This is a genomic window from Leptospira kemamanensis (assembly GCF_004769665.1).
Lineage (GTDB): Bacteria > Spirochaetota > Leptospiria > Leptospirales > Leptospiraceae > Leptospira_A > Leptospira_A kemamanensis.
The window spans coordinates 57079-80294 of record NZ_RQGG01000005.1; the positions used below are offsets into that span (position 1 = coordinate 57079).

Annotated in this window: 19 protein-coding genes, 2 tRNA genes and 1 pseudogene; 6 read left to right on the top strand and 16 right to left on the bottom strand. The window is 41.1% G+C overall.

Annotated elements, in window-relative coordinates; genetic code table 11:
- Positions 1–45: 45 nt before the first annotated feature.
- From rpsG to EHQ59_RS00930, 12 genes are all read right to left on the bottom strand, one after another.
- Positions 46–519 (bottom strand): 30S ribosomal protein S7, encoded by a 474-nt coding sequence (gene rpsG, locus EHQ59_RS00875; protein ID WP_015678186.1) that lies wholly within the window; start codon positions 517–519, stop codon positions 46–48.
- Positions 520–533: 14 nt separating this feature from the next.
- Positions 534–908, bottom strand: coding sequence for a 30S ribosomal protein S12 (gene rpsL / locus EHQ59_RS00880; protein WP_004783543.1), 375 nt, complete (start codon positions 906–908; stop codon positions 534–536).
- A 146-nt stretch (positions 909–1054) separates the two neighbouring features.
- Positions 1055–5356 (bottom strand): DNA-directed RNA polymerase subunit beta', encoded by a 4302-nt coding sequence (rpoC, locus tag EHQ59_RS00885; RefSeq protein ID WP_135617282.1) that lies wholly within the window; start codon positions 5354–5356, stop codon positions 1055–1057.
- A 14-nt stretch (positions 5357–5370) separates the two neighbouring features.
- Positions 5371–9057 (bottom strand): DNA-directed RNA polymerase subunit beta, encoded by a 3687-nt coding sequence (rpoB, locus tag EHQ59_RS00890; protein WP_135617283.1) that lies wholly within the window; start codon positions 9055–9057, stop codon positions 5371–5373.
- A 125-nt stretch (positions 9058–9182) separates the two neighbouring features.
- Positions 9183–9566 carry a 50S ribosomal protein L7/L12 gene (gene rplL / locus EHQ59_RS00895; protein ID WP_012388946.1) on the bottom strand — a complete coding sequence of 128 codons (384 nt, stop codon included), beginning with the start codon at positions 9564–9566 and terminating at the stop codon, positions 9183–9185.
- A gap of 35 nt (positions 9567–9601) precedes the next feature.
- Positions 9602–10135, bottom strand: coding sequence for a 50S ribosomal protein L10 (gene rplJ, locus EHQ59_RS00900; RefSeq protein ID WP_012388947.1), 534 nt, complete (start codon positions 10133–10135; stop codon positions 9602–9604).
- Positions 10136–10147: 12 nt separating this feature from the next.
- Positions 10148–10840, bottom strand: a complete 693-nt coding sequence (rplA, locus tag EHQ59_RS00905) for a 50S ribosomal protein L1 (protein ID WP_015678195.1) — start codon at positions 10838–10840, stop codon at positions 10148–10150.
- 25 nt (positions 10841–10865) lie between these two features.
- Complete coding sequence (gene rplK / locus EHQ59_RS00910) at positions 10866–11291, bottom strand: 50S ribosomal protein L11 (RefSeq protein ID WP_135617284.1); 426 nt, start codon at positions 11289–11291, stop codon at positions 10866–10868.
- Positions 11292–11330: 39 nt separating this feature from the next.
- Positions 11331–11885: a transcription termination/antitermination protein NusG gene (gene nusG / locus EHQ59_RS00915; RefSeq protein ID WP_004783847.1), complete on the bottom strand. Its 555-nt coding sequence runs from the start codon at positions 11883–11885 to the stop codon at positions 11331–11333.
- 9 nt (positions 11886–11894) lie between these two features.
- Positions 11895–12083: a preprotein translocase subunit SecE gene (gene secE, locus EHQ59_RS00920; RefSeq protein WP_002973751.1), complete on the bottom strand. Its 189-nt coding sequence runs from the start codon at positions 12081–12083 to the stop codon at positions 11895–11897.
- A gap of 38 nt (positions 12084–12121) precedes the next feature.
- A tRNA-Trp gene (locus EHQ59_RS00925) sits at positions 12122–12195 on the bottom strand.
- A 5-nt stretch (positions 12196–12200) separates the two neighbouring features.
- Positions 12201–12272: transfer RNA gene (locus EHQ59_RS00930), tRNA-Thr, on the bottom strand.
- Between the two features lie 213 nt (positions 12273–12485).
- Between EHQ59_RS00930 and EHQ59_RS00935 the strand changes: the two genes are divergently transcribed.
- From EHQ59_RS00935 to EHQ59_RS00945, 3 genes are all read left to right on the top strand, one after another.
- On the top strand, positions 12486–13178 hold the full coding sequence (locus EHQ59_RS00935; protein ID WP_135617285.1) for a histidine kinase: 693 nt from the start codon (positions 12486–12488) through the stop codon (positions 13176–13178).
- Between the two features lie 74 nt (positions 13179–13252).
- A complete protein-coding gene (locus EHQ59_RS00940) occupies positions 13253–14020 on the top strand; it encodes an SDR family NAD(P)-dependent oxidoreductase (RefSeq protein WP_108958613.1) in 768 nt (255 codons plus the stop codon).
- A gap of 149 nt (positions 14021–14169) precedes the next feature.
- Positions 14170–14469 carry an ArsR/SmtB family transcription factor gene (locus tag EHQ59_RS00945; protein WP_012388953.1) on the top strand — a complete coding sequence of 100 codons (300 nt, stop codon included), beginning with the start codon at positions 14170–14172 and terminating at the stop codon, positions 14467–14469.
- 3 nt (positions 14470–14472) lie between these two features.
- Here EHQ59_RS00945 and rfaD read toward each other — a convergent pair whose 3' ends face one another.
- Both rfaD and EHQ59_RS00955 read right to left on the bottom strand, forming a co-directional pair.
- Positions 14473–15444 carry an ADP-glyceromanno-heptose 6-epimerase gene (gene rfaD / locus EHQ59_RS00950; protein ID WP_135617286.1) on the bottom strand — a complete coding sequence of 324 codons (972 nt, stop codon included), beginning with the start codon at positions 15442–15444 and terminating at the stop codon, positions 14473–14475.
- 100 nt (positions 15445–15544) lie between these two features.
- Positions 15545–17317, bottom strand: coding sequence for a UbiD family decarboxylase (locus tag EHQ59_RS00955; protein WP_135617287.1), 1773 nt, complete (start codon positions 17315–17317; stop codon positions 15545–15547).
- 53 nt (positions 17318–17370) lie between these two features.
- Here EHQ59_RS00955 and EHQ59_RS00960 point away from each other — a divergent pair, with 53 nt between their 5' ends.
- On the top strand, positions 17371–18912 hold the full coding sequence (locus EHQ59_RS00960) for a phosphatase domain-containing protein (RefSeq protein WP_135617288.1): 1542 nt from the start codon (positions 17371–17373) through the stop codon (positions 18910–18912).
- A gap of 51 nt (positions 18913–18963) precedes the next feature.
- Here EHQ59_RS00960 and EHQ59_RS00965 read toward each other — a convergent pair whose 3' ends face one another.
- Entirely contained in the window at positions 18964–19992 is a 1029-nt protein-coding gene (locus EHQ59_RS00965) for a glycosyltransferase family 2 protein (protein ID WP_135617289.1), read from the bottom strand.
- A 111-nt stretch (positions 19993–20103) separates the two neighbouring features.
- A complete protein-coding gene (locus tag EHQ59_RS00970) occupies positions 20104–21627 on the bottom strand; it encodes a hypothetical protein (RefSeq protein WP_135617290.1) in 1524 nt (507 codons plus the stop codon).
- Between the two features lie 173 nt (positions 21628–21800).
- Here EHQ59_RS00970 and EHQ59_RS00975 point away from each other — a divergent pair, with 173 nt between their 5' ends.
- On the top strand, positions 21801–22250 hold the full coding sequence (locus tag EHQ59_RS00975) for a hypothetical protein (RefSeq protein WP_167481358.1): 450 nt from the start codon (positions 21801–21803) through the stop codon (positions 22248–22250).
- A 134-nt stretch (positions 22251–22384) separates the two neighbouring features.
- A pseudogene (locus tag EHQ59_RS00980) lies at positions 22385–23216 on the top strand (hypothetical protein); the annotation flags it as partial.

Genomic DNA, 23216 nt, shown 5'->3' on the forward strand with positions numbered 1-23216 from the left:
GGTATCAAACCTGGCTTATCAATGTTTGGAATCGAATAAAAGGGATTACCAGCGGTAGTGAGAGAATGCCTTGTTGGCATCTGCCATCTTTCTGATGTCTTCTTTTTTCTTAATCGCAGATCCTGTGCCTTTTTGTGCTTCCATGAATTCTGCAGCCAATTTGTTTTTCATAGATTTTTCGTTTCTGCCACGGCTATATTTAATCAGCCATCTGATTCCAAGTGCAAGACGTCTTTCTGGACGAACTTCGATTGGTACTTGGTAAGTGACACCACCCACTCGGCGGGATTTTACTTCCACTTGTGGTTTTGCATTTTCCAATGCTTCTTGGAAAACAGCAAAAGGATCTTGTCCTGTTTTTTTCGCAATGACTTCTAATGCATCGTAAAACACTGCTTCAGCGACACTTTTTTTACCATCTACCATTAGGCAGTTGATAAACTTAGAAATCACTTTGTCGTTGTATTTTGGATCGCCTTCGATGTGGCGCGGTTCAACTTTTCCTCTTCTTCTAGACATATACCTTTCTCCGATTACGCTTTAGGACGCTTCGCGCCGTATTTAGAACGTCCTTTGCGACGTTTGTCCACACCGAGTGTATCCAGTGTTCCACGAATGATATGATAACGAACCCCTGGTAAGTCTTTTACCCTTCCCCCACGGATAAGAACCACGTTGTGTTCTTGGAGGTTATGGCCTTCACCAGGAATATAAGCAGTCACTTCAATCCCAGTTGTCAAACGAACCCTTGCTACTTTACGGAGCGCGGAGTTTGGTTTTTTAGGAGTGAAAGTCATTACTCTTGTGCAAACTCCACGTCTTTGTGGGCATGCCTTTAAAGCGGGAGATTTAGTTCTTTTCTTTTGGTCTTCTCTTCCAATACGGATGAGCTGGTTAATTGTAGGCATTCGATTCCTTCTTCTACTTCTCTATTTAAAAAAATAATGACGTTTTCGTCCAAAATTCCAGATAGGGACATTTTGTAAACGAAAACATGATTTTTGTCCCTAGAAACCATCCAAATTGGATGATTTCTAGAAAATACTACTTTCGACTAATCGTCATCGTCCTCATCATCTGAGTCGTCCGATTCTTCTTCCAATTCATCTTCGTCTTCATCTTCCTCTGCCACAAGTCTTGAAAGAGTGGCAGTGGAAACGGGAGCAGATTCTGAAAGTTCAGAAATTTCTTCTTCCTCTTCTTCCGTATCAAGATCCCAATCTAAGTCTCCTGGAAGGTCTTTGAAAACTTCAATGTCACGGTATTTTTTCATACCTGTTCCCGCAGGAATCATGTGACCAATGATGACGTTTTCTTTGAGTCCCATCAGATTGTCTGTTTTTCCTTTGATGGCCGCATCCGTTAGAACCTTTGTAGTTTCTTGGAAGGAAGCTGCAGAGAAATAAGACTCTGTGTTGAGGGATGCTTTGGTAAGACCAAGTAACACCGGAGTTCCTTGTGCAGGAGATCCCCCCTCTTTTTCCACACGGTCGTTTTCTTCATCAAAGAGGAATTTATCTACTTGTTGTTGGTTCACAAACGAAGTGTCCCCACTATCAGTGATGATTACCTTACGAAGCATGGATCGAACCACAACTTCGATGTGTTTATCATTGATATGAACCCCTTGCAGACGGTATACTTCCTGAACTTCTGAAACCAAATACTCGTGAAGGGCATTTGGTCCTTTGATCGCAAGGATATCATGCGGATCAAAGTTTCCTTCATCTAACTGATCTCCTCGTTTCACGAAGTCACCTTGGCGAACACGAATTTGTTTACCAACAGGGATTGCTACTTTTACTTTTTCTTGTTCTGCCGTTTCAGGAATGATGTAGAGAATTCGTTTTTCTTTTACGATTTCCCCTTTGTCTTCGATCTTTCCGTCAATTTCAGCAAGTGTGCAGGCATCTTTCGGACGACGTGCTTCGAAAAGTTCATCTACCCTTGGAAGACCACCCGTGATATCACGAGTTTTTTCAGCAACCGATGGGATTTTGAAAATGATATCCCCTTCTCTTACTTTGTCTCCATTTTGGAATTGGAGAAGTGCATCCACAGGAACAGAATATTCATCCGATCCAACGATGACTTTCGGAACGAGACGGTCTTTCTTTTGTTCTACAACTTTTAAAATGATATTGGAAGTTTTAGGATCTACGTCACGACGAACGTTTTTACCGATTTCTAAATCTTCCCATTGAATCGTTCCACCCGTTTCGGAAACAGCCACTTCGTTAAAAGGGTCAAACTCAGCGAGAGCTTTGTTTTCCTCAACGATTTGGCCTTCTTCTACTTTTAAGATGGTTCCGATTTTGACTGGAATGACAATGTCATCCCCAAGAATCCGAAGCGTTGTTCCGACTAGGGAAACAACACCTGCTTGGTCAGAAGTGATTCGTTGTTCCGTGGAATCACCCACTTGTGTTGCAAACACTTCCCCTTTTTCAAGACGTTGTCCATCCACGATTCGCACACTGGATAAAGACTCCGTGTTGAACTCTTGGATGAGTCGGTTTACGATGATGGTTCCGCGACGAGCAAATACTTTTGCAGAGTTTGCGTTTGTCACAAGACGACCGTTAATAGATTTTACAATCGAGCGATAAGGAACTTTATGTTCTCTTTCGGAAATGGTAGCAGATGCCGCACCACCTACGTGGAAGGTTCTCATCGTAAGCTGTGTTCCTGGTTGCCCGATGGACTGAGCCGCAATGGTTCCCACTGCTTCCCCAATCTCAGCAGGCACAAGGCGAGCCATGTCCATACCGTAACATTTTGTACAAATACCGTGGCGTGAACGGCAAGTGAGTGGAGATCTTACTTTGATTTTATCGTAACCAAGGTTTTCAATCTGTTGGCCAAGAGCTCTTGTAATGAGAGTATCTTTTGGAAATACCACTTTTTCTGTCACAGGGTCCACAAGGTCTTCAGCTGTGTAACGGCCGAACACTCTGTCCGCAAGAGAAACGATTACATTTTCCCCTTCTTTTACGATTCCGAGTGTGATGTTTGCTTTGGTTCCGCAATCATCTTCGGATACGATCACGTCTTGTGAAATATCCACGAGACGACGAGTGAGGTAACCGGCATCGGCAGTTTTTAACGCTGTATCCGCAAGACCCTTTCTCGCACCATGTGTAGAGATAAAAAATTCTAATACCCCGAGACCTTCACGGAAGTTCGAACGAATCGCAAGTTCGATGATTTCCCCAGACGGTTTCGCCATAAGGCCCCGCATCCCAGCAAGCTGACGAATCTGTTGTTTCGATCCGCGAGCACCAGAAGCTGCCATGACGTAAACCGGGTTAAACCCCGCTTGGTCTTTTTCGAGTTCCTTAAACATCCCTTCTGTAATGCGGTCATTGGTTTTGGTCCAAATTTCGATTACTTTTTTACGACGTTCTTCGTTGGTAATGATACCTTTACGATACTCCATATCGGCTTTTTCTACTTCTTTGTTGGCATCATTCACGAGACCTTCTTTTTGAGGAGAAACTCGGATGTCATCAATGGAGATTGTAGGAGCAAATACAGTCGCGTAACGGTAACCAAGTCGTTTGATTTCATCCAGCATCACAACCGTGATCCCTGGTCCAAACTTCTCGTATACGTCTGCAATGATTTTGTTTGTTTCTTTATCACCGAGGGTTCTGTTGATATACACATACCCTTTTGGCATCACTTGGTTAAAGATCAGTCGTCCAGGTGTGGTTTCGATGATTTTCCCTTCGTGTAGAACGGAAATTTTAGAGCGAATTTCAACTGTTTTGGTTTCAATCGCATACATCACTTCTTCGAGACCCGTGAAGAATTTACCTTCCCCTTTTCCGTCTTTTACTTCGGAAGTGAGGTAATAAATTCCAAGAACGATGTCTTGTGTTGGTCCGCAGATCGGTTGTCCGTTTGCAGGGTTTAAGATGTTATGCGGTGATAACATAAGCATCCAAGTTTCGAGCTGTGCCTTTGGAGCAAGTGGAACGTGAATGGCCATTTGGTCCCCGTCGAAGTCGGCGTTAAACGCGTGACATACGAGTGGGTGGAGTTTGATCGCCTTTCCTTCTACAAGGACTGGTAAAAATGCTTGGATTCCAAGTCTGTGAAGTGTAGGAGCACGGTTTAGAAGAACTGGGTGTTCTTTCACAACTGTTTCCAATACATCAAAAACTTCTTTGTCTTCTGCTTCGATTTTTTTCTTCGCAGATTTAATGTTTGGTGCTAATTCCAAATCCACAAGGCGTTTCATAATGAACGGTTTGAAAAGTTCCAAAGCCATTTTTTTCGGAAGACCCATTTGGTGGTATTTGAGTTCTGGACCAACGACGATTACGGAACGACCAGAATAATCTACCCGTTTTCCGAGTAGGTTTTGGCGGAACCGACCTTGTTTTCCTTTGAGCATATCGGAGATCGATTTAAGCGGACGATTTCCTTTTCCTTTCACAGTTCGTTTGCGACGGCTGTTATCAAAAAGAGCATCTACTGCTTCTTGTAACATACGTTTTTCGTTACGAACAATGATCTCAGGAGCTTTGAGGGCAAGAAGACGTTTGAGTCGATTGTTACGGTTGATCACACGGCGATACAAATCATTGAGGTCGGAAGTGGCAAAACGTCCCCCCTCTAATTGCACCATGGGACGAAGCTCTGGTGGGATGACCGGAACCACATCCAGAACCATCCACTCAGGACGGTTACCTGAATCACGAAATGCTTCGAGAACTTCGAGGCGTTTAAAAATACGTTTGTCAGAGATTTTGTTTTTATCTTGGATCTTTTGGCGGATCACACGAGCTTCTGCGTCCACATCAATGCGTGCGAGAAGTTCTTTGATGGCATCCCCACCGATTCCTGCGATAAACTTATCACCGTATTCATCTAAATAATTGTGGTATTCATCTTCATCGATGAGTTCCCCTCTGTTCCTTCCGGAATCAGCTGGGTCAATGATCACATACTTCTCAAAGTAAAGAACACTTTTGAGTTGGTTGATCGTCATGTCGAGAAGGAGTCCCATACGAGATGGAACCGAACGATAGTACCAAATGTGCGAAACAGGAGCCGCAAGTTCAATATGCCCCATTCTCTCACGACGCACTTTGGAGTGAGTTACCTCAACTCCACATTTGTCGCAAACCACACCCTTATAACGGATGGATTTAAATTTACCGCAGTAACATTCCCAATCCTTTGTGGTTCCGAAGATTTTTTCGCAGAAAAGACCGTCTCGTTCTGGTTTTAGGGTACGGTAGTTGATCGTTTCAGGTTTTTTGACTTCCCCAAACGACCACTCTTTGATCCGTTCGGGTGATGCCAAACGGATCGTAATCGATTCAAAACTATTGTAATTTCTCATACTTTTTCCCTTCCCTAAACGTTTTCAATGGTCTCGAATTTGATTTTCTTTTTGTTTTTCGAGAATTCATCTTCGTAATCAGAGATATCCACTTCCAATCCTTCGGAGTCTTTGATGATGATATCGAGTGCTAGACCTCGGAGTTCCTGCACAAGAACGTTGAAGGACTCTGGGATACCCGGTTTAATCGAGTGGATACCTTTGACAATCGCTTCGTAAATTCTTGCACGTCCTAACATATCGTCTGACTTAATCGTGAGTAACTCTTGTAAGGTGTGTGATGCACCATACGCTTCTAGAGCCCAAACTTCCATCTCTCCTAACCTTTGTCCCCCGAACTGCGCCTTACCACCGAGTGGTTGTTGCGTTACGAGTGAGTAAGGTCCAGTAGACCTTGCATGGATTTTGTCATCCACCAAGTGAGCCAGTTTTAACATGTAAATGTATCCGCAGAAAACTTGGTTGATGAATTTTTCACCTGTTCTTCCGTCGTATAACTGAAATTTGCTGTTTTCCGGTAGTCCTGCTTTTTGGCAGAATTCGTGAACATCACCTTCTGACGCTCCATCAAAAACTGGGGTTTCAAAATTGATCCCTAGTTTTTTAGCAGCGAAACCAAGTTGTGTTTCAAAAATCTGACCGAGGTTCATACGCGAAGGAACACCGAGAGGGTTTAGAACGATATCAACTGGAGTTCCGTCTTCCATGTATGGCATATCTTCTTGTGCCATCACACGTGCTACGACCCCTTTGTTTCCGTGTCGACCCGCCATCTTATCACCCACAAGGAGTTTACGTTTACGAGCAACATACACTTTCACCATTTCTTCCACGCCAGCAGCGAGTTCGTCGCCAGTTTCACGGGAATAACGTTTGATATCGATCACAGTTCCTTCAAAACCGTTTGGCATACGAAGTGAGGAATCTCTTACCTCTTTTGCCTTTTCTCCAAAGATGGAGTGTAATAATTTATATTCTGGAGTGAGGTCAGTTTCCCCTTTAGGAGTCACCATACCCACAAGGATGTCACCAGGTTTTACTTCAGCACCCACACGGATCACACCTGACTCATCCAAATCACGGAACGCTTTGTCCGAAAGGTTTGGAATGTCACGAGTGATTTGTTCTTGTCCGAGTTTGGTTTCCCGAGCTTGGATTTCGAACTCTTCAATGTGGATCGAAGAGAAAACATCGTCTTTGATGATTCGTTCTGAAATTAAAATCGCATCCTCAAAGTTGTAACCTTCCCAAGGCATAAATGCCACAAGAACGTTACGTCCGAGAGCCAAATAACCAGCGTCAGTGGAAGGTCCGTTTGCAAGAACAGTTCCCTTTTGCAGGATTTGTCCAAACTCTCCGTATTTTTCCCCTTTGATGATTTGTCCAGCTACTGGAGCTCCAACCCCTACTTCTTGCCCTTCTTTGACAACAGCGTGGAATTGAACTTCTTCTGATAGGACAAGCTCGTGGATTTCCTTTTCCCCGTTCGGAGTTGTGACTTCGATCCGTTCTTTGGAAACTTTGTTTACTTTCCCACCAGTTGTGGTATGGAGCATCGATACGTTTGGTTTTTGATTAAAACAAGTACCTTGGTTGGTTTTTTTGAATTTGATGAGTGGGTAGTGAACAATCTCTTTGGATTGGTCTTCTTTGATCCAAACACCTGTAGCATCCACTTTCGAAACCACACCATCTTTTTTGGCAACAATACAAACCCCTGCGTCATAAGCCGCACGAGCTTCCATTCCTGTTCCCACAAAAGGTGCTTCTTCTGTGAGAAGTGGCACCGCTTGGCGTTGCATGTTCGAACCCATGAGAGCGCGGTTCGCATCATCATGTTCGAGAAATGGAATGAGGGCCGTAGATACAGACACTACTTGTAAAGGAGCAAGATCCATGTATTGGATCTCGGATGGGCTACGGAAAGGGAAGTCCCCTCTATGGCGAGTGGAAATGAGTTTAGAAGTAAATTCTCCCTTCTCATCCACAGTCGAATTCGACTGCGCCATATAGTGGTATTCTTCCTTATCAGCAGTGAGGTATTCTACTTGTTTTTGGACTTTTCCGTTTTTCACAAGGCGGTATGGAGTTTCAATGAACCCATAATCGTTGACTCTTGCAAAACTAGACATGGAAAGAATGAGACCAATGTTTGGACCTTCCGGTGTTTCAATTGGGCACATACGACCATAGTGAGAATAATGAACGTCACGAACTTCGAAACCAGCGCGGTCACGAGAAAGACCACCAGGTCCAAGTGCGTTTAACCTACGTTTGTGGGTAAGTTCCGCTAGTGGATTGGTTTGGTCCATAAACTGAGACAGTTGCGAAGAACCAAAAAACTCATTGATCACAGCTGTGATGGGTTTGATGGAAATGAGAAGCTGCGGAGTTTGTTGTTCCGGCTCTTGTACGGTCATTCTTTCTTTGATGACTCGTTCTACCCGAGAGAATCCAAGTTTCAATTGGTTGGCAATGAGCTCACCCACGGAACGGATCCTTCTGTTTCCTAAGTGGTCAATATCATCTGGGTAGTAGTTTTCTGCCTCAGACATAAGCATCACTAGGTAACGAACCGTTTCAATGATGTCTTGTTTTCTTAAAACACGATCATCCGCTTTTGAAAATTCTTTTGGATTGTTGAATTCAAATTTACTATTGATTTTGTAACGGCCAACGATTCCTAAATCAAACGTTTTAGGAGAGAAAAAGAGCCTTTTTAGTTCTGCTTCTGCGTTTTCAATCGTAGAAGGTTCACCCGGACGCATGATGGTGTGAAATTTTTTCACCGCATCTTCGTAGTCGTTGACTCCGTCTTTTTCAAGGCAGTTGATGAGAACTGGATTGTCTTTTCCTTTTGGAAATTCAATGACATCCACTTCTTTTACTTTCATCTCACGAAGGATAGAGATATTGTCTTCGTTGATTTTGGAACCAGCATCGAGCATAACCTCGCCCGTTTCCATGTTGATGATATCAGCGATGGTTCGTCGACCAATGAGACGTTTGAGGTCTTTTGGATTCGCACCCGCAATTTTCATTTTGGAAGAACCGTAGAAGAGTCGTAATACTTCTTCGTTTGTTCCCATTCCCATTGCTTTCACAAGAAGGGTTGCTGGGAATTTTTTCTTACGATCGATTTTGGCAACAAGGATTCCCTTATTGTCCATCTCAAATTCTAACCAAGATCCTCGGTAAGGAATCACACGCGCAGAAAAAGTGTCTCGTGCTTGGTCATAAGAAAAGAAAATACCAGGAGATCTGTGTAACTGACTTACCACTACCCTTTCTGCACCATTGATGATGAAGGTTCCGTGATCGGTCATCACAGGAAGGTCACCCATATAGACATTTTGTTCCCGGATTTCTCCAGTGTCTTTGATGATGAGACGGATGACTGCTTTTAATGGAACAGCATAAGAAGAATCAGTGTCTTTGCACTCTTGTGGATCACGTTTCGGTTCCCCCAAGATGTAATGGCCATATTCCATGACCATATCGTTGTTTGGTGATTCGATTGGGAAGGATTCGCGGAATACCGCTTCTAACCCTTGGTTCAAACGTTTAGTCGGATCTTTCACTTCCGACTGGAGAAACCAATCAAAGGATTTTTTCTGTACGTAGATAAGATTAGGAAGTAAATTGAGGTCGGTAATTTTACCGAAATTTACCCGGTTTCTAATTTGCATTCGGGTATGCATGGAATACTCTCCCTAGAGACGTCAAAATAATAGATGGTATGATAAACGAAAAAATAGAGGTGGGGACGCCTACGGCCTCCCTGCCTCTAAGTTTTTGAAGACTGGGTTTAAAAATTGGCAACCGATTAACCGGCAGCAGCAACTTCTACTTGAGCCCCAACACCTTCGAGTTTTTTCTTAATATCAGCAGCTTCATCTTTAGAAACCCCTTCTTTCACTGATTTTCCACCAGCTTCTACAAGAGTTTTCGCATCTGCTAATCCAAGACCAGTGATTTCGCGAACGAGTTTAATAACGTCGATCTTTTTGTCACCGTGTGCTTTCAAGATAACATTGAAAGTTGCTGGTTCTTCAGCAGCAGCAGCGCCACCACCTGCACCCGCAACAGCCGCTACCGCAACCGGTGCAGCAGCAGAAATCCCGAATTTCTCCTCCATCTTTTTCACTAGGTCAGCAGCCTGAACTAATGTAAGACTTCCAATTTGTTCTAATAGCGCGTCAACAGACATCTATATTCTCCTTATCCTACTAATCACTATGATTACTAATTGCCGTTTTTCTCGGCTACAGCATTGATGGCGCGTGCCAATGATGCCATGATTTGATTGATTCCAGAAGCAATTTGCGTTGCAGGAGCATTGATCCCACGAGCCACTTGCGCAAGAAGTTCTTGTTTGGACGGAAGTCCAGCAATCGCCTCTACTCCAGACTTACCCAAAACCTCACCGTCCATATAGCCGGTTTTGATTTCGAGTTCCTTCTTATCTTTTGCAAAGTCCTTACAAACTTTTGCTACTGCTGGAAGTGCATCCAGAGAGAAAATAGCTGCAAGTGGTCCTTTGTAAACATCCCCAAAATCAATGGAGTTGTTTTTATGTTCAGAAGACTCTTTTAATGCTCTGAGGAATAGGTTGTTTTTAATCACCTTCATCTCAGATCCTTCCTTGCGAAGTTTCGCACGAAGGTTGGACATATCTTCAACAGTTAAACCGCTGTAAGATGCTAAAATAAAGTTAGGTCGTTTTTCCAAACGAGTCTTTAGTTCTGTTACTGCTTCAATTTTAGATGGATTTGCCATTGTTCTTACTCGTTATATGTTCGCGTTTACTAGTTCTTTTACATCGACTTTTACGCCGATTCCCATAGTTGCTGCAACAGAGAAAGACTTGAGGTAATCACCTTTCGCATCGGAAGGTTTGTCTTTCATAAGTGCTGCTACTACAGCGTTGATGTTGTCAGAAAGTTTGTCATCAGAGAAGGAACATTTGCCTACCCCTAAGTGAACCACTCCCCCTTTGTCAGGACGATACTCGATACGACCTGCTTTGAGTTCTTTCACTGCTTTAGATACATCAGTGGTTACAGTTCCTGCCTTTGGTTTTGGCATAAGTCCTTTACGACCAAGAACTGGACCCAGTTTACCAACTTCCTTCATCATATCAGGAGTTGCCACACAAGCGTCAAAATCAGTCCATCCACCAGAAACTTTTTCAATGAGGTCCATATCGCCAACAAAATCAGCACCAGCTTCTCTTGCTTCGTTTTGTTTGTCTCCTTTGCAGAAAACCAAAACCTTAATTGTTTTTCCAGTTCCGTGTGGAAGAGAGATCGTCCCTCTTACGTTTTGGAGAGATTTATAATTGATTTTAGTCGAGATCTCTAAAGTTCCATCGAACTTTGAGTAACTGGTCGCTTTCGCTAAACCGACTGCCTCACCAAGGGTATAAACCTTTGTGCGATCGACTTTTTCTTTGAGTTGGATGTACTTTTTGCCGCGTTTCATGACTTCGGTTCCCGTTTCTTAATGATTACTCGACGTTAACACCCATGGAACGACAAGTTCCAGCAATGATTTTCACTGCCGCTTCCATATCGTTTGCATTGAGGTCTTCCATCTTCGTTTTTGCAATTTCTTCTAGTTGTGCGCGTTTGATTGTTCCCACTTTTACAGTGTGAGGAGTGGCGGATCCACCAGGAATCCCAAGTGCCTTCATGACAAGAAGAGCTGCTGGAGGAGATTTAGTGACGAAAGTGAAACTTCTGTCTGAATAAACAGTGATCACCACTGGGAGTTTAAGACCCATTTGGTTTTTCGATCTTTCATTGAACTGTTTACAAAATTCCATGATATTGAGGCCAGCCTGACCAAGTGCAGGACCTACCGGAGGAGCTGGGTTTGCTTTCCCTGCTTCTACTTGGAGTTTAATTTGTTTTACTACTTTCTTTGCAGCCATCTCGTTTCAAGTTCCTTACTAAAAGTCAATCTATCAGTTCTATTGTTCCGATTTTACTTGGAGGTAATCCAACTCAACCGGAGTGGATCTTCCAAAAATTTCAACTCGAACACGAAGCCTTCCCTTATCAGGAAAAATTTCATCTACAAGCCCTGTGAAATTTGCAAACGGACCATCTATAATTTTCAATGTCTCGCCTACTTTAAAGAGGAAACGTGGTCGGGATACTTCTTCCGATTCCACACTTCCTACATCACTAAAGAGATTTTTGATCTCATCAAGTGAAAGAGGTTCCGGACCTTTTCCTTTTCCACCTACAAAGGTAGATACAGAAGGAAGGTTTTGGATTTTAAATCGAAGGTCATCTGTCATGTTCATCTCAACGAGAACATAACCCGGCATCAATTTCTTCTTTGTGACCTTCTTTTTGCCGTTTTTCATTTCGGCAACTTCCATCGAAGGAATTTTCACCGAAAAGATTTGGTCTTCCAGCTTTTGTTGTTGGACCATCTTTTCAATGTTAGTTTTCACCTTATTCTCGTGACCGGAATAAGTCTGAAGCACATACCATTTTTTATCTAAAGAATCGCCCACTAACTTTACCTATGTTCCTAATGCCCAGAACCACTTTAACAGTTTCAGGAAAACAAAATCCGAAGCTGATAAAAATAGGGAAAAAATAAATACTGTAACTAGGACTACAACGGTAGAACTCACTACTTCTTGGCGCGTAGGCCAATGTACTTTCTCAAGTTCTGCTTTACATTCCTGAATGAAACTCGTAGCTTTCATTGATCCTTGTCCTGTTCTCTAATTCTATATTCCGTAGTTGGCAGGGCTGGAGAGAATCGAACTCCCACCAAGGACTTTGGAGATCCTAGTTCTACCATTAAACTACAGCCCTAAACAAGCCCTCTACCAGGCTTGAACTGGCGACCCCTTCCTTACCATGGAAGTGCTCTACCACTGAGCTAAGAGGGCAAACGTTTCCCACCCAAGCGCGGGTTTCCAAGCGAGGCTAGGTTTTTTACACTATTTTAAATGAGGCTCATTGGTCAATGGAAAATGAGTTTATTTCCTGGAAATGGTAAAAAAACAGGAAAAATGGTGAAATTCCTGTCTGATTTTAGTTGTGGATTTCCCGGTTCGATAATAGAACCATGTGGGAAAGAGTCCCGCAGTAAGGAATGATTCGTGGCGAAACCGTTTGTAGAATTAGAAGCACAAATTCCCGATTTAGTAAAGTCAAAATCGAAGATCGTCGTCCGTTCCTCACGGATGAATCGCCAACTCGAACAATATGTATTAGGCCTCATCACAAATATCCTAAACGAAGTGGGACAATCCCAATTTGTAGAAATGCTTTATACCATCTCCAAAGAACTGACCATCAACGGAATCAAAGCCAACCAAAAACGAGTTTTCTTTGAAGACGAAGGTCTCGACATCACAGACGAATCCGACTATTTCAAAGGGATCAAAGAGTATTCCAAAAAGTTCTCAGAGAAAATGGCGGATGAATACGGAAAACGTTGCCTTGCTCGTGGAGTGTATGTCCAAATCAAATTCCACTACTGTTTGGATGGTCTCCTCGTGGAAGTCACAAACAATACTCCCGTCATCAAAACTGAAGAAGTGCGGATGCGCGAAAAAATGAAGAAGTCCATGGGTTATAATGATATCGCTGAATTCTATATGGACAATATGGATAACACAGAAGGCGCAGGACTTGGGATTGCCCTCATTATGATATTACTGAAAAACGAAGGGGTAGATCCGAATTTATTTCGAATCATCACTCACCCAGATCGCACAGTTGCTCGAGTGGAAATTCCATTTAACGACAATTATGTTTCCTTTCGCAGTGCAGAACTAGCAGAAATCTAATTCGTTTTTCACACTACCTTACTCACCTCAGTTTTGGATCGACCTAGTGACTCCCCATTTTGAAACTGACGGACATGGAATTAAAAGGTGCAAACATTCTCGTCACCGGATCTGCCGGTGGACTCGGAAAGGCAATGGCTTACCGATTAGGTAAGTCGGGTGCCAATATCATTCTCTCTGACATCCAAAAAGATAAATTGGACGAAACGGTCTCCCTCTTCCAAAAAGAAGGAATCAAAACTACTGGTATTGTTGCCAATGTCGCAAAAGAAGAAGATAGCATTCGTCTGATCGAAGAAGCGGCCGCTTTCCAAGGAAGCCTTGATGTCGCCATTTTGAATGCAGGGATCTTAAGAGACGGACTTCTCATTCGTGTGGACAAAGAAACTGGAAAAGTGAAAGGCAAAATGGGCCTCGACCAATGGCAATCTGTCATTGATGTCAACTTAACCGGTGTCTTTTTAACAGGTAGAGAAGCCGCAGCTAAAATGGTGGAACAAAAAAAAGGAGTCATCATCCCGATCGCCTCCATTGCCATGCATGGTAATTCTGGACAAACCAATTACAGTGCAGCAAAGGCTGGTGTTGCCGCTATGACTGTCACTTGGTCAAAAGAACTCGCGAAGTTCGGAATCCGTGTGGCAGGGATTGCTCCTGGATTCATTGGAACAGAAATGGTTCTAAAAGATATGAACCCAGAAGCTTTGGCAAAATGGAAGTCCATCATCCCTGTGGGAAGACTTGGAGAACCAGATGAAATTGCGTCCACTGCCGAGTTTATCATCATGAACGATCTGGTTACTGGTGTGGTATTAGAAATCTCAGGTGGAGTTCGAATCTAACTTCGATTAATGCCTATTTGCCTTCTTTTTCAGCAAAGAAGGCAATTTTATTTTTTTCATTTAATTGTCATTTTTTTGACCCAGATTAAAATTTTCGTAGGTAATTTGGGTATCGATTCGTCATAAGGATATAACGGAAATCCTTACCGATGAAAATAAAAACAGAACTTTCGAAACAACAATTGGAACAAGCGATTAAAGGAATTCAAGGGATTGCCCACCCTATTCGTTTGCTCATCCTTTACACCTTAGCTAAAGAAGAAAAAACCGTTGGCCAACTTGTGGAACTTCTTGGCACAAGTCAATCGGCAGCGTCTCAACACTTAAGCAAAATGAAAAACAATGGAATTTTGGAATCCAGAAAGTCTTCCAACCAAGTGTTCTATCGTTTGAAAGATGCTAAGTTTAAAGACTTGATCCAAACCATTGTAAAAGTGTATAAAAAGTAAACATTACTTCGCTTCTAGTTCTAAGAGGCGAACGTATTCCCTGATGGAATCCTGAAGGTTGGTAAAACCGAATGGATAACCGACACTGGTTAGTTTTGTCATGTCTGCGCAGGTATAATATTGGTATTTGCCTTTGAGAGTTTCAGGCATCTCCACATATTCAATTTGGATTTGCGCATTCATGGCTTTAAAAAGTGCAATCGCCAAGTCATTCCAAGTTTCCGCCATTCCCCGACCTACATTGTACAAACCGTATTTTCGTTCACTTAATAGATAGATGCTTATCTTACTTGCATCTTTGACATAAAGGAAATCTCGTTTTTGTTCGCCATCTTTGTATTCGGGTTTATAGGACTTAAAGAGTTTTAATTTTCCCGTGTCTCTGATTTGTTCATACCCTTTGAGAACAAGGCTACGCATCTCGCCCTTGTGAGCTTCTCCATATCCAAATACATTGAAATATTTGAGACCAATGAGTTTGTCCGCGATTTTTGTTTTTTTGGCATACAAATCAAATAGATGTTTGGAATACCCATACATATTCAGAGGTTTTAGATTTTCAATGGGTGCTTTGTCATCATAGCCAAACTCACCTTCTCCATACGTAGCCGCACTAGAAGCATATAAAAAAGGAATGTTTTTGGCAATCGCCAACTCAGCTATTTTTTTCGTATAATGGAAGTTATTCTGAATTAAGTAAGTTGCATCTTTTTCTGTAGTAGCAGAACAAGCACCTAAATGATAAATTTCGGAAATCTCCGAAAGCAAAGGATGGCCCGAATCTAAAAACGATTCAAACTGATCCTTTTCATAATAGTCTGTAAAAAAATTCCTTTGGAGGTTTTTCCATTTGTCAGTTGTACCCAAATGGTCCACAACAAGAATATCGGTGTTTCCATTATGATTTAAGTCTTCGATGATTTGGGAACCAATGAGCCCCGCTCCGCCAGTCACTAACGTAAATTTTTTAGCCATGTCTCTGATGATTCTTTTTTCCTAAGAGATTCCATCTATCAACTTTTCTTTGGGATTTTGGAAAAGAGTTTCACAACAACTCCGTTTCGTCTGACCCCAATTACAGAGAATCAATCCATTTCCCAAATCGGTTTTCCACTTGTTTCACGGTTTCTGGTAAGGCCGCGAGCACTTCTGGGATCCAAGGTTTCATTCGGCAATCAAACACAATGGGAATTTTATAGGAGATATGATTTCGAATCGTTTCGGTTCTCGCATACACATCGGAAGCAGGTTCCATTCGAGTAAACATCGTCCAAATAAAATCGGAATCTGTTTTTACCGCATCTTCCGAGTCATCTACTAAAAACACATACGAGAAGTTTCCTAAATCCTCTTCCAGTAAACTATCCGCCAAACGATCATTTGTTTGGAATTCTGATCCTTTCACAACAAGAACCCCTGGTAAAAATACCTTCGGGTTTTGGAATCGTTTGTCCTTGAACTTACCATTGAATTCTTTAGGAAGGTTTGGATTCAAAATCGGTTTTGTTGGATCCGAAATTCCCATCCACAAAAGTTTACTCCCTTTATTCACGGTTCCACTTGTATAGTCGAGTGTGTCTTGGCTGATATTGCTAAAGATAAAAAAATCAGTTCTTGGATCACATCGTTCTGTAATGACCCGAAATGTTTCGGAAAAGTTTTTTAAGTTCACTTTCTCATTGGTCACAAGTAAACACTTTGTCAGAGAAAGTTGCCCTTCTCCTAAAATGCGAAGAGCTCCCATAAAGGCTTCGCGGAAATACCGTTCTTTCACAATGGCCGCAGCCAGTGAATGAACTCCCGATTCTTCATAGGCCCAAACACCAAGGACTTGAGGCATGACCAGGGGAAACATCGGCGATAACAAGTCTTGTAAAAACTCGGCTATGTAATGGTCTTCTTGTGGAGGCCGACCAACTACTGTTGCGGCCCAAATGGCATCCTTTCTATGAAGGATATGAGAGAGATCTAAATAAGGATAGTCGTGTAACAAAGAATAGTATCCGTAATGGTCTCCAAAAGGACCCTCTGGTCTTCGTAACTTAGGTGGGATGGAACCAATGAGGGCAAAATCGGCATCTGCTACGATTGGGTATGGCGATACCGATTTGTCTTTTTTCATCCGGAGTTTTTCTCCCATGAGAAAGGAAGCAAACACAAGTTCTGGAATTTCTTCTGGAAGAGGTGCCACAGCTGCAATGGTTAACGCAGGAGGACCACCAATGTACACATGGGCTGGAAGTGCTTTGTTTTCTTTTTCAGCTTCATAATAATGAAACCCACCTCCTCTATGAATTTGTATGTGCATCCCAACTGTTTTTTCACCAAACAACTGCACACGATACATTCCTAAATTCCCATTGCCCGAATGAGGATGTTGTGTATACACCAATGGTAAGGTCACAAAGGGACCACCATCTTTTGGCCAAGACACAAGCCCTGGAAGTTCTTCCACGCGGGCTACCTGCCCGCCAAGGATCGGAGCCCGACGAACTTGTTTCAAACCCACTTGGAAGGGAAGCAGTGCGAGGGATTTTTCCTTCCAAAGTTTGGAGAATGTTGGGGGAAATATTTCTTTGGCAAGTTTGGCAAGTCTTGCGATCGTTTGGACAGGTTTTTCGCCAAAAGCCAAATGGATTCGTTTTTCAGATCCATAGAGATTGGTGGCCACTGGGAATTTTGTCCCTTTGACATTCGTAAAGAGAAGTGCTGGGCCTTTTTTGGCAACCACTCGCCTCTGGATTTCCGCAAGCTCCAAATAAGGGTCAACTGGGTCGGAAATGACATGGAGTTCTCCCTCCCTCTGCAAAAGTTTTACAAAATCATTCGTAGATCGTAGTGATGCCATAAAAAGGAATAGACGGCTCCTTGTTTTCTTAGACGCTTAAGGGCATAAATTCTATGTCCCAAGAACCAAATACTTCACAACCCATCATTACCGATATCAAAAGAATCGCTGTCTGCGGTGGCTCCCTTGGCAGGGAACGAAGATCCTTTGTACGAGGACAAGTGGTCGATGTAGGAATCACTGACCTCATGAAGGCAGAAGGACTCTGGGACCTCATGACGGGTCTATTCAAAGGCGACGAAACCAAAATCACACCCTTTCTTGACTTCTCTCTCGCTCCCGTCAGAAAACCCGTTTTAAAATTAGAAGTTTTTGATCATTTGGGAAAAACCATTTATACATCAGGAAAAATCAAAGCAGATGAAGATGGATTTTTCTCCTGTGAAATCCGAGACAAACTGCCCATTGGCTTTCATGATTTCCAAGTCATTTTAGAAGGCTTGGATAGCTTTCGCCAATATTCCAAAGACCTAGCTCATTTGAATGCCACAGAAAACTCAATCCTCGGTAGAACCACCATCGTCGGCAAAGGAAAACTTAGAATTTTACCAGAAGACTACCAAGGGATTGTGGTCACTTCCGATATTGATCAAACCTACCTTGCCACAGACATTCACTCAGGAAAAGGAAAGTTCTCTGCTCTTTTTGAAACACCTAACCAAAAACAGGCGCTTCCGGGAATGCCAGAATTGTACAGGGAGCTAAGGCTTGCAACGGAGAACTCTCCCCTTGCCTTTATCTCAGCAAGCCCTCATTTTTTCAGAAGGACCATGCTTGCCACCATCGCAAAAGACAATATCCAAATTGAATCCTTACATTTAAAATATTTGGAAGGTACGATTAAGGGAGTTTTTGATAAAGTCATCGATACCATTTTTAATCCTCTTGAATTTTTTCAAAATGGATTCAAACCTGCTTGGTCTCGTACAAAAAAGTTCTTAGGAGCCTCTTACCAAAGTCTCTTTGACCAAATGTCTTACAAACTTTCCATTCTTTTGTATGACCGAATTTATTTGCCTACCCAAGCCAAAGAAATTTTACTCGGAGATAATACCGAATCCGATTATATGATCTTTACTGTCTACCAATTGATTTGTATGGGTAAAATCACTGGAGACTCCTTAGAAGAATACTTATACAAATTGAACTTTTTAGGAAGAGATGCGATCACAAGAGATGCAGCGAAAAAAATTCGTCTGTATGCGGAAGAAATTCTACGAATCCACGGACCCAAAAATCCAGTGGTTTTAACCATCATTAACAGAACCAGTCACGGTCCAAGTGAAGCCGATATGATCCAAAAAGTAAAGGAAGCTTTACCTGAAGGCATGTATGAATCGGAATTTGGCAAAAAACAGGCGTTTTACGGGACAGAAGGTGCCATGGGAATGGCATTGTTATTAGAACAAAATGGATTTTTAGATACCAACCAAATCCTCTCGGTAATTGCAGGTATGATTGGAAAAGTTTTGGAAGGAAAATTGGTGGATGAGGCCTTTTTATTGAAATGGATTGATGAATTGACTTTGCCTAAAGATGTCGAAAACACCAGACAAAAGATCAAAGAAAGTTTATCTTCTGCGTTTACCAATTAAAAGAAACTAGGTCACTTTCTTTTGAGAGTGACCATTTCCATTTGTGATGCATTAAGAACTTTTTTTACCACGACTGCGTGAGGTAATTCCCTGGTTATCTTTCTTAACTCCACCTTCCATAAACTCAATCACATAGAGTGGTCGACCTTTTGATTCTTCAAATATGCGAGCAACATATTCCCCCAAAATTCCAATGGAGATGAGAATCGATCCACCGATCAAACAAATTAAGGTGACGATGGTTGCCCAACCCGGATTGTAAACGATTGGCATTTGTAAAATAAAATGTTGGAACGCACGGTAAAGAGCATAAATTCCCACACAAAAACCGATGAGTGCGACGACAATCCCAAGTCCCAAACTGAAACGAAGTGGTAAGGGTGAAAATGAAACCGCTGCATTCATTGCCAATTTGAGCATTTTTTGTAAGGGGTATTTGGTTTCACCAGCGACACGAGGGTCCCGATTGTAATACACAGGGATTTGTGGAAACCCAATCCAGGCATTCATACCCCGTAAAAACCGGTGATTTTCTCGGAGTCCATTCAATGCATCCAAACAACGTCTGGAGATCAAACGGAAGTCTCCTGAATCCAGAGGTAAATCTTTATGCACCAGGATTTTCATAAGGCGGTAAAATGCCCAAGCAGTGATCTTTTTAAAAAACGATTCTCCGGAACGAGCGAGTCTTTGGCCATAGACGACATCGTATCCTTCCTTGTAACGTTCGATCATCTCGAGTATCACTTCTGGTGGATCTTGTAAATCCGCATCCATAATGACAACAGCGTCCCCTCGGGCATGATCCATTCCTGCCGTAACAGCAATTTGGTGTCCGAAGTTTCTGGCAAGGGAAATCACCCGAACTTGTTTGTCTTCTTTGGCCCATTCCATAAGCCCAAGGATGGTACGATCCGAACTTCCATCATTGACTAAAATGATTTCGGTATTCACATTCAATTTGGGAATGGTTTCCCTCAGTCTTTGTTTTAGGTAATCTAAAACTTCTTCCTCATTATAACAAGGAATGATGAGAGAGAGAAGATTTGGCTTTTTTCTAGGGACAAGATAATAATGCATAGATTAAAGGATCAGTTCCATACTTTGTTACTAGGAAAGGAAGACAATTGAATTCTAAAATTCGAGTAAAAAATAACGGTTCTCAAATATCAAAAAACCACTGAAAACGGATCAAGGTTTGATCACCTTGATTTTCGTATCTTGGTAATGAACTTCATTTTTCACCATTTCTAGATTGGGAAATCGTGTTTCGGAACTTTCAAAAAGGAGTAAGGTTGCATTCCTTGTATCCGACTCCGAACAATGGTATGGTTTTGGAACAAGAAATAACCATGGTTCTTGAAAACATACCTTTTTGCCATTTCGGTTTAGTCGGGATGCCACTCCCAATACCAAATTCCCTTGAGAAAAATCTCTTTCATTCATCTCCCAATGTAAAACAAAATTCTCATCTAATCCTTGGACAAGACTCACAATCTCCTTTACGTAAAGATTTCGTTCTTTCCCTGGCACCTTTCCAAAAGACAAGACCATCACAACCGAAAGAAGCGTTACAAAAGCAACGAAACCTAAATTCCATTTAATGGGAATGTGTTTCCATGGCATGGATCGAATCAGTAAAAACATTTGCAATGCGATGACCGCAAAAAAATGCCAAAACAAATGAGGAACGATCGGCCCCTTCATTCGAAATAATGTAAGGAGAGTGATAAATGTATAAAGTGAAGTAAAATTTCTTAAATTTTTGGAAAAGGAATCTAAGTGTAATTTTTTCCAATAAGGAACTAAAACAATTACCAAATAAAAACCAAGGGCATAGGGAAAATGAAACATCTGAACAAAGGTAGTATTCAAAAATCCAATGACTTCAAATGGCTTTTTACTGCCCCCGCCTTTGAGTAAGTAACCAATTACTTTTGAAATATTCCCTGGAAAATGAACTAAAAAATCGTATAGAACTGGTAACCATACAACAACCAAAACCAAAACGGAAATTCCTAAATGTAATTTGAATTTTTTTTGATCGGGGAAATCACCTTTCTTTTGGAATTGGTAGAGATGATACAGAAGGAATAAAATTCCGATTCCAAACGGAACGGCACCCATAATATTCAATTGGAATATTAAAGAACCTAAGAGAAAAAATATAGGTAAAAAATTCCACTGTTTCTCAATCACTTGGATTACTGAAATTACATATAACAAAAAAGGACAAACCATCACATACGGTGTCCAAGTCTCAAAGAAAAACGTGAATCCTAAACTATAAGTGACAAACAAAAAAGAAACAAAGAGTAAGAATCCCGAAAGGAATGACTGATAGGTCTTGGTAATTTGATATAAGGAAACTCCTAAACAAATGACATTCAAAACATAAGTTAAAAGCACATAACGAGAGTATTCCGACTCAAAAAAAACAAAAACTTTTTCCGCAAATGCCAAAAAGTAAAAATAGATCGGCCCTGGATGGTTGAACTGGAACCTAGAATAGGCGCCGTAACCCAAACTACCCTTCAAAATTTCCATGATTTGAAAATCATTGGCAGCAAGATCAGTTAAGAAGTAAAATTCACCGAAAAAACCTTGTAAGTTGACTAAGTAAAAAACACTGCTGATTATGAGGAAAAAAAATAGGATCTGAAATCCCACATCACTTACTAAATTGATCCATTTTTTCTGATTTAAAAAACTCAATTTTCTATTTCCTTGGTTTGCTTTGTCGATTTGAGAAGGGATCTATCATACACTTAAAATATAGATTCTTCCTCTAATCAAAATATAATCAATTCAATCAGCATTTCAAAGGTATAAAAACCTTGTCAATTTAGAAAACTCAATTTAAACTGACAAAGAAATACTTCAGAACTATGACTAAATCCTTGAGATCGATTTTTCTAAACGTATTTATCGCAAGCTTAATTCTATTAACCATATTAACATGGAGCAACGCATTCAAAGAAATACGCACAGCTAAAAAGAATGCAAACGCAATGAAACAATTTGCAGCTGGATTTCCTCATCTTTTTTATCCAAATTATTTCTTCGATATTAACAATCTTGCCGAAGAACATAGAATTAAGTTTGGCTCAGAAGAATTGTATTATAACGATGCTCAAAACTTTCATTCCGATGTTCTACAAATGGCCACTGCTCCCACAAAAATTTACCCGTTGGAAATTGCTAAAAATAGCAAAATTCATGTCATTTCACCAAAAGAAGAATTCAAAAGCGAGATCACAAAACCTAAAAATTTAATGAAATGCGAAGAGATTGTAAAAGGTGAATTTTTTCTACTCAGCAAATGTGCGACATTATGAAAACATCATTACTCTTTCTATTATTGATAAACATATTTTCCTTCATCATTTTCGGCTTCTTTCCTGAACTATATATCGCACTTCCTATTTTGATCCTTGGTTTTGCAATCTTCAGTTTTTACCAATGTATCAAGGTGTTTAAAAGAATTGAGAATAAAAAAGAATTCCTTATCTATTCTATAGCATTAACTTCTATATTTTTATGCATTATCTATATAGTTGAAATCCGATGGAGCATCAATCCATTTGGCATGATTGATGCTTATGCAATGTGGGTAGGGAAAGGAAGAGTCATTGCATTGGGAATTTTAAACGAAGACCCAATACCACTATGGAATTCTTATTGGCGCATGCCAAACTATCCTCTAGGAATTCCATTTTTACATGCGAACGTTTCGATTGTATTTCCCGAAACAGAAACATTTTTAACTCTAATCAAACTTCCAAATTATTTTTTCTTGTTCATCGTATATATTTTCTTATTGGGCAGAGTTCTTTCTATTAAACACAAGTATGGGAAAATTATATTTCTTTTGGTTTCAGGAGTATTTTTGTTTCAACCAAACTATCTTTTAGTAAATTCCGACCTATGCGCAGATTTCCCAGTTTCCGTATTACTTGCCTTAGTTACATACTTCCTCTTAGAACTAAATGAAAAAAAAACAATCGTATGGTTAATCCTAACTGCAGCATTATTGATCAATGTCAAAAGCGAAGCATTAATTATTTCATTTATATCACTAATTTTTATGTTTGGATTACTTTTCTCAAATAAAGAGAATCTATTTAAACCTTTTCTCCTTTCTCTTTTCCTAGTTGCTATTTTTGCCAGTCCCACATGGTATTTAATTGCAAAAGGAAGTTTTTTATCTACTGATTTCAAAGATGTAAGTAAGTCTACCTTTCAAATTGAATTTTTGTTTAATAGGATCTTCAATAAAGATGTATGGACTTTGATTATAAAAT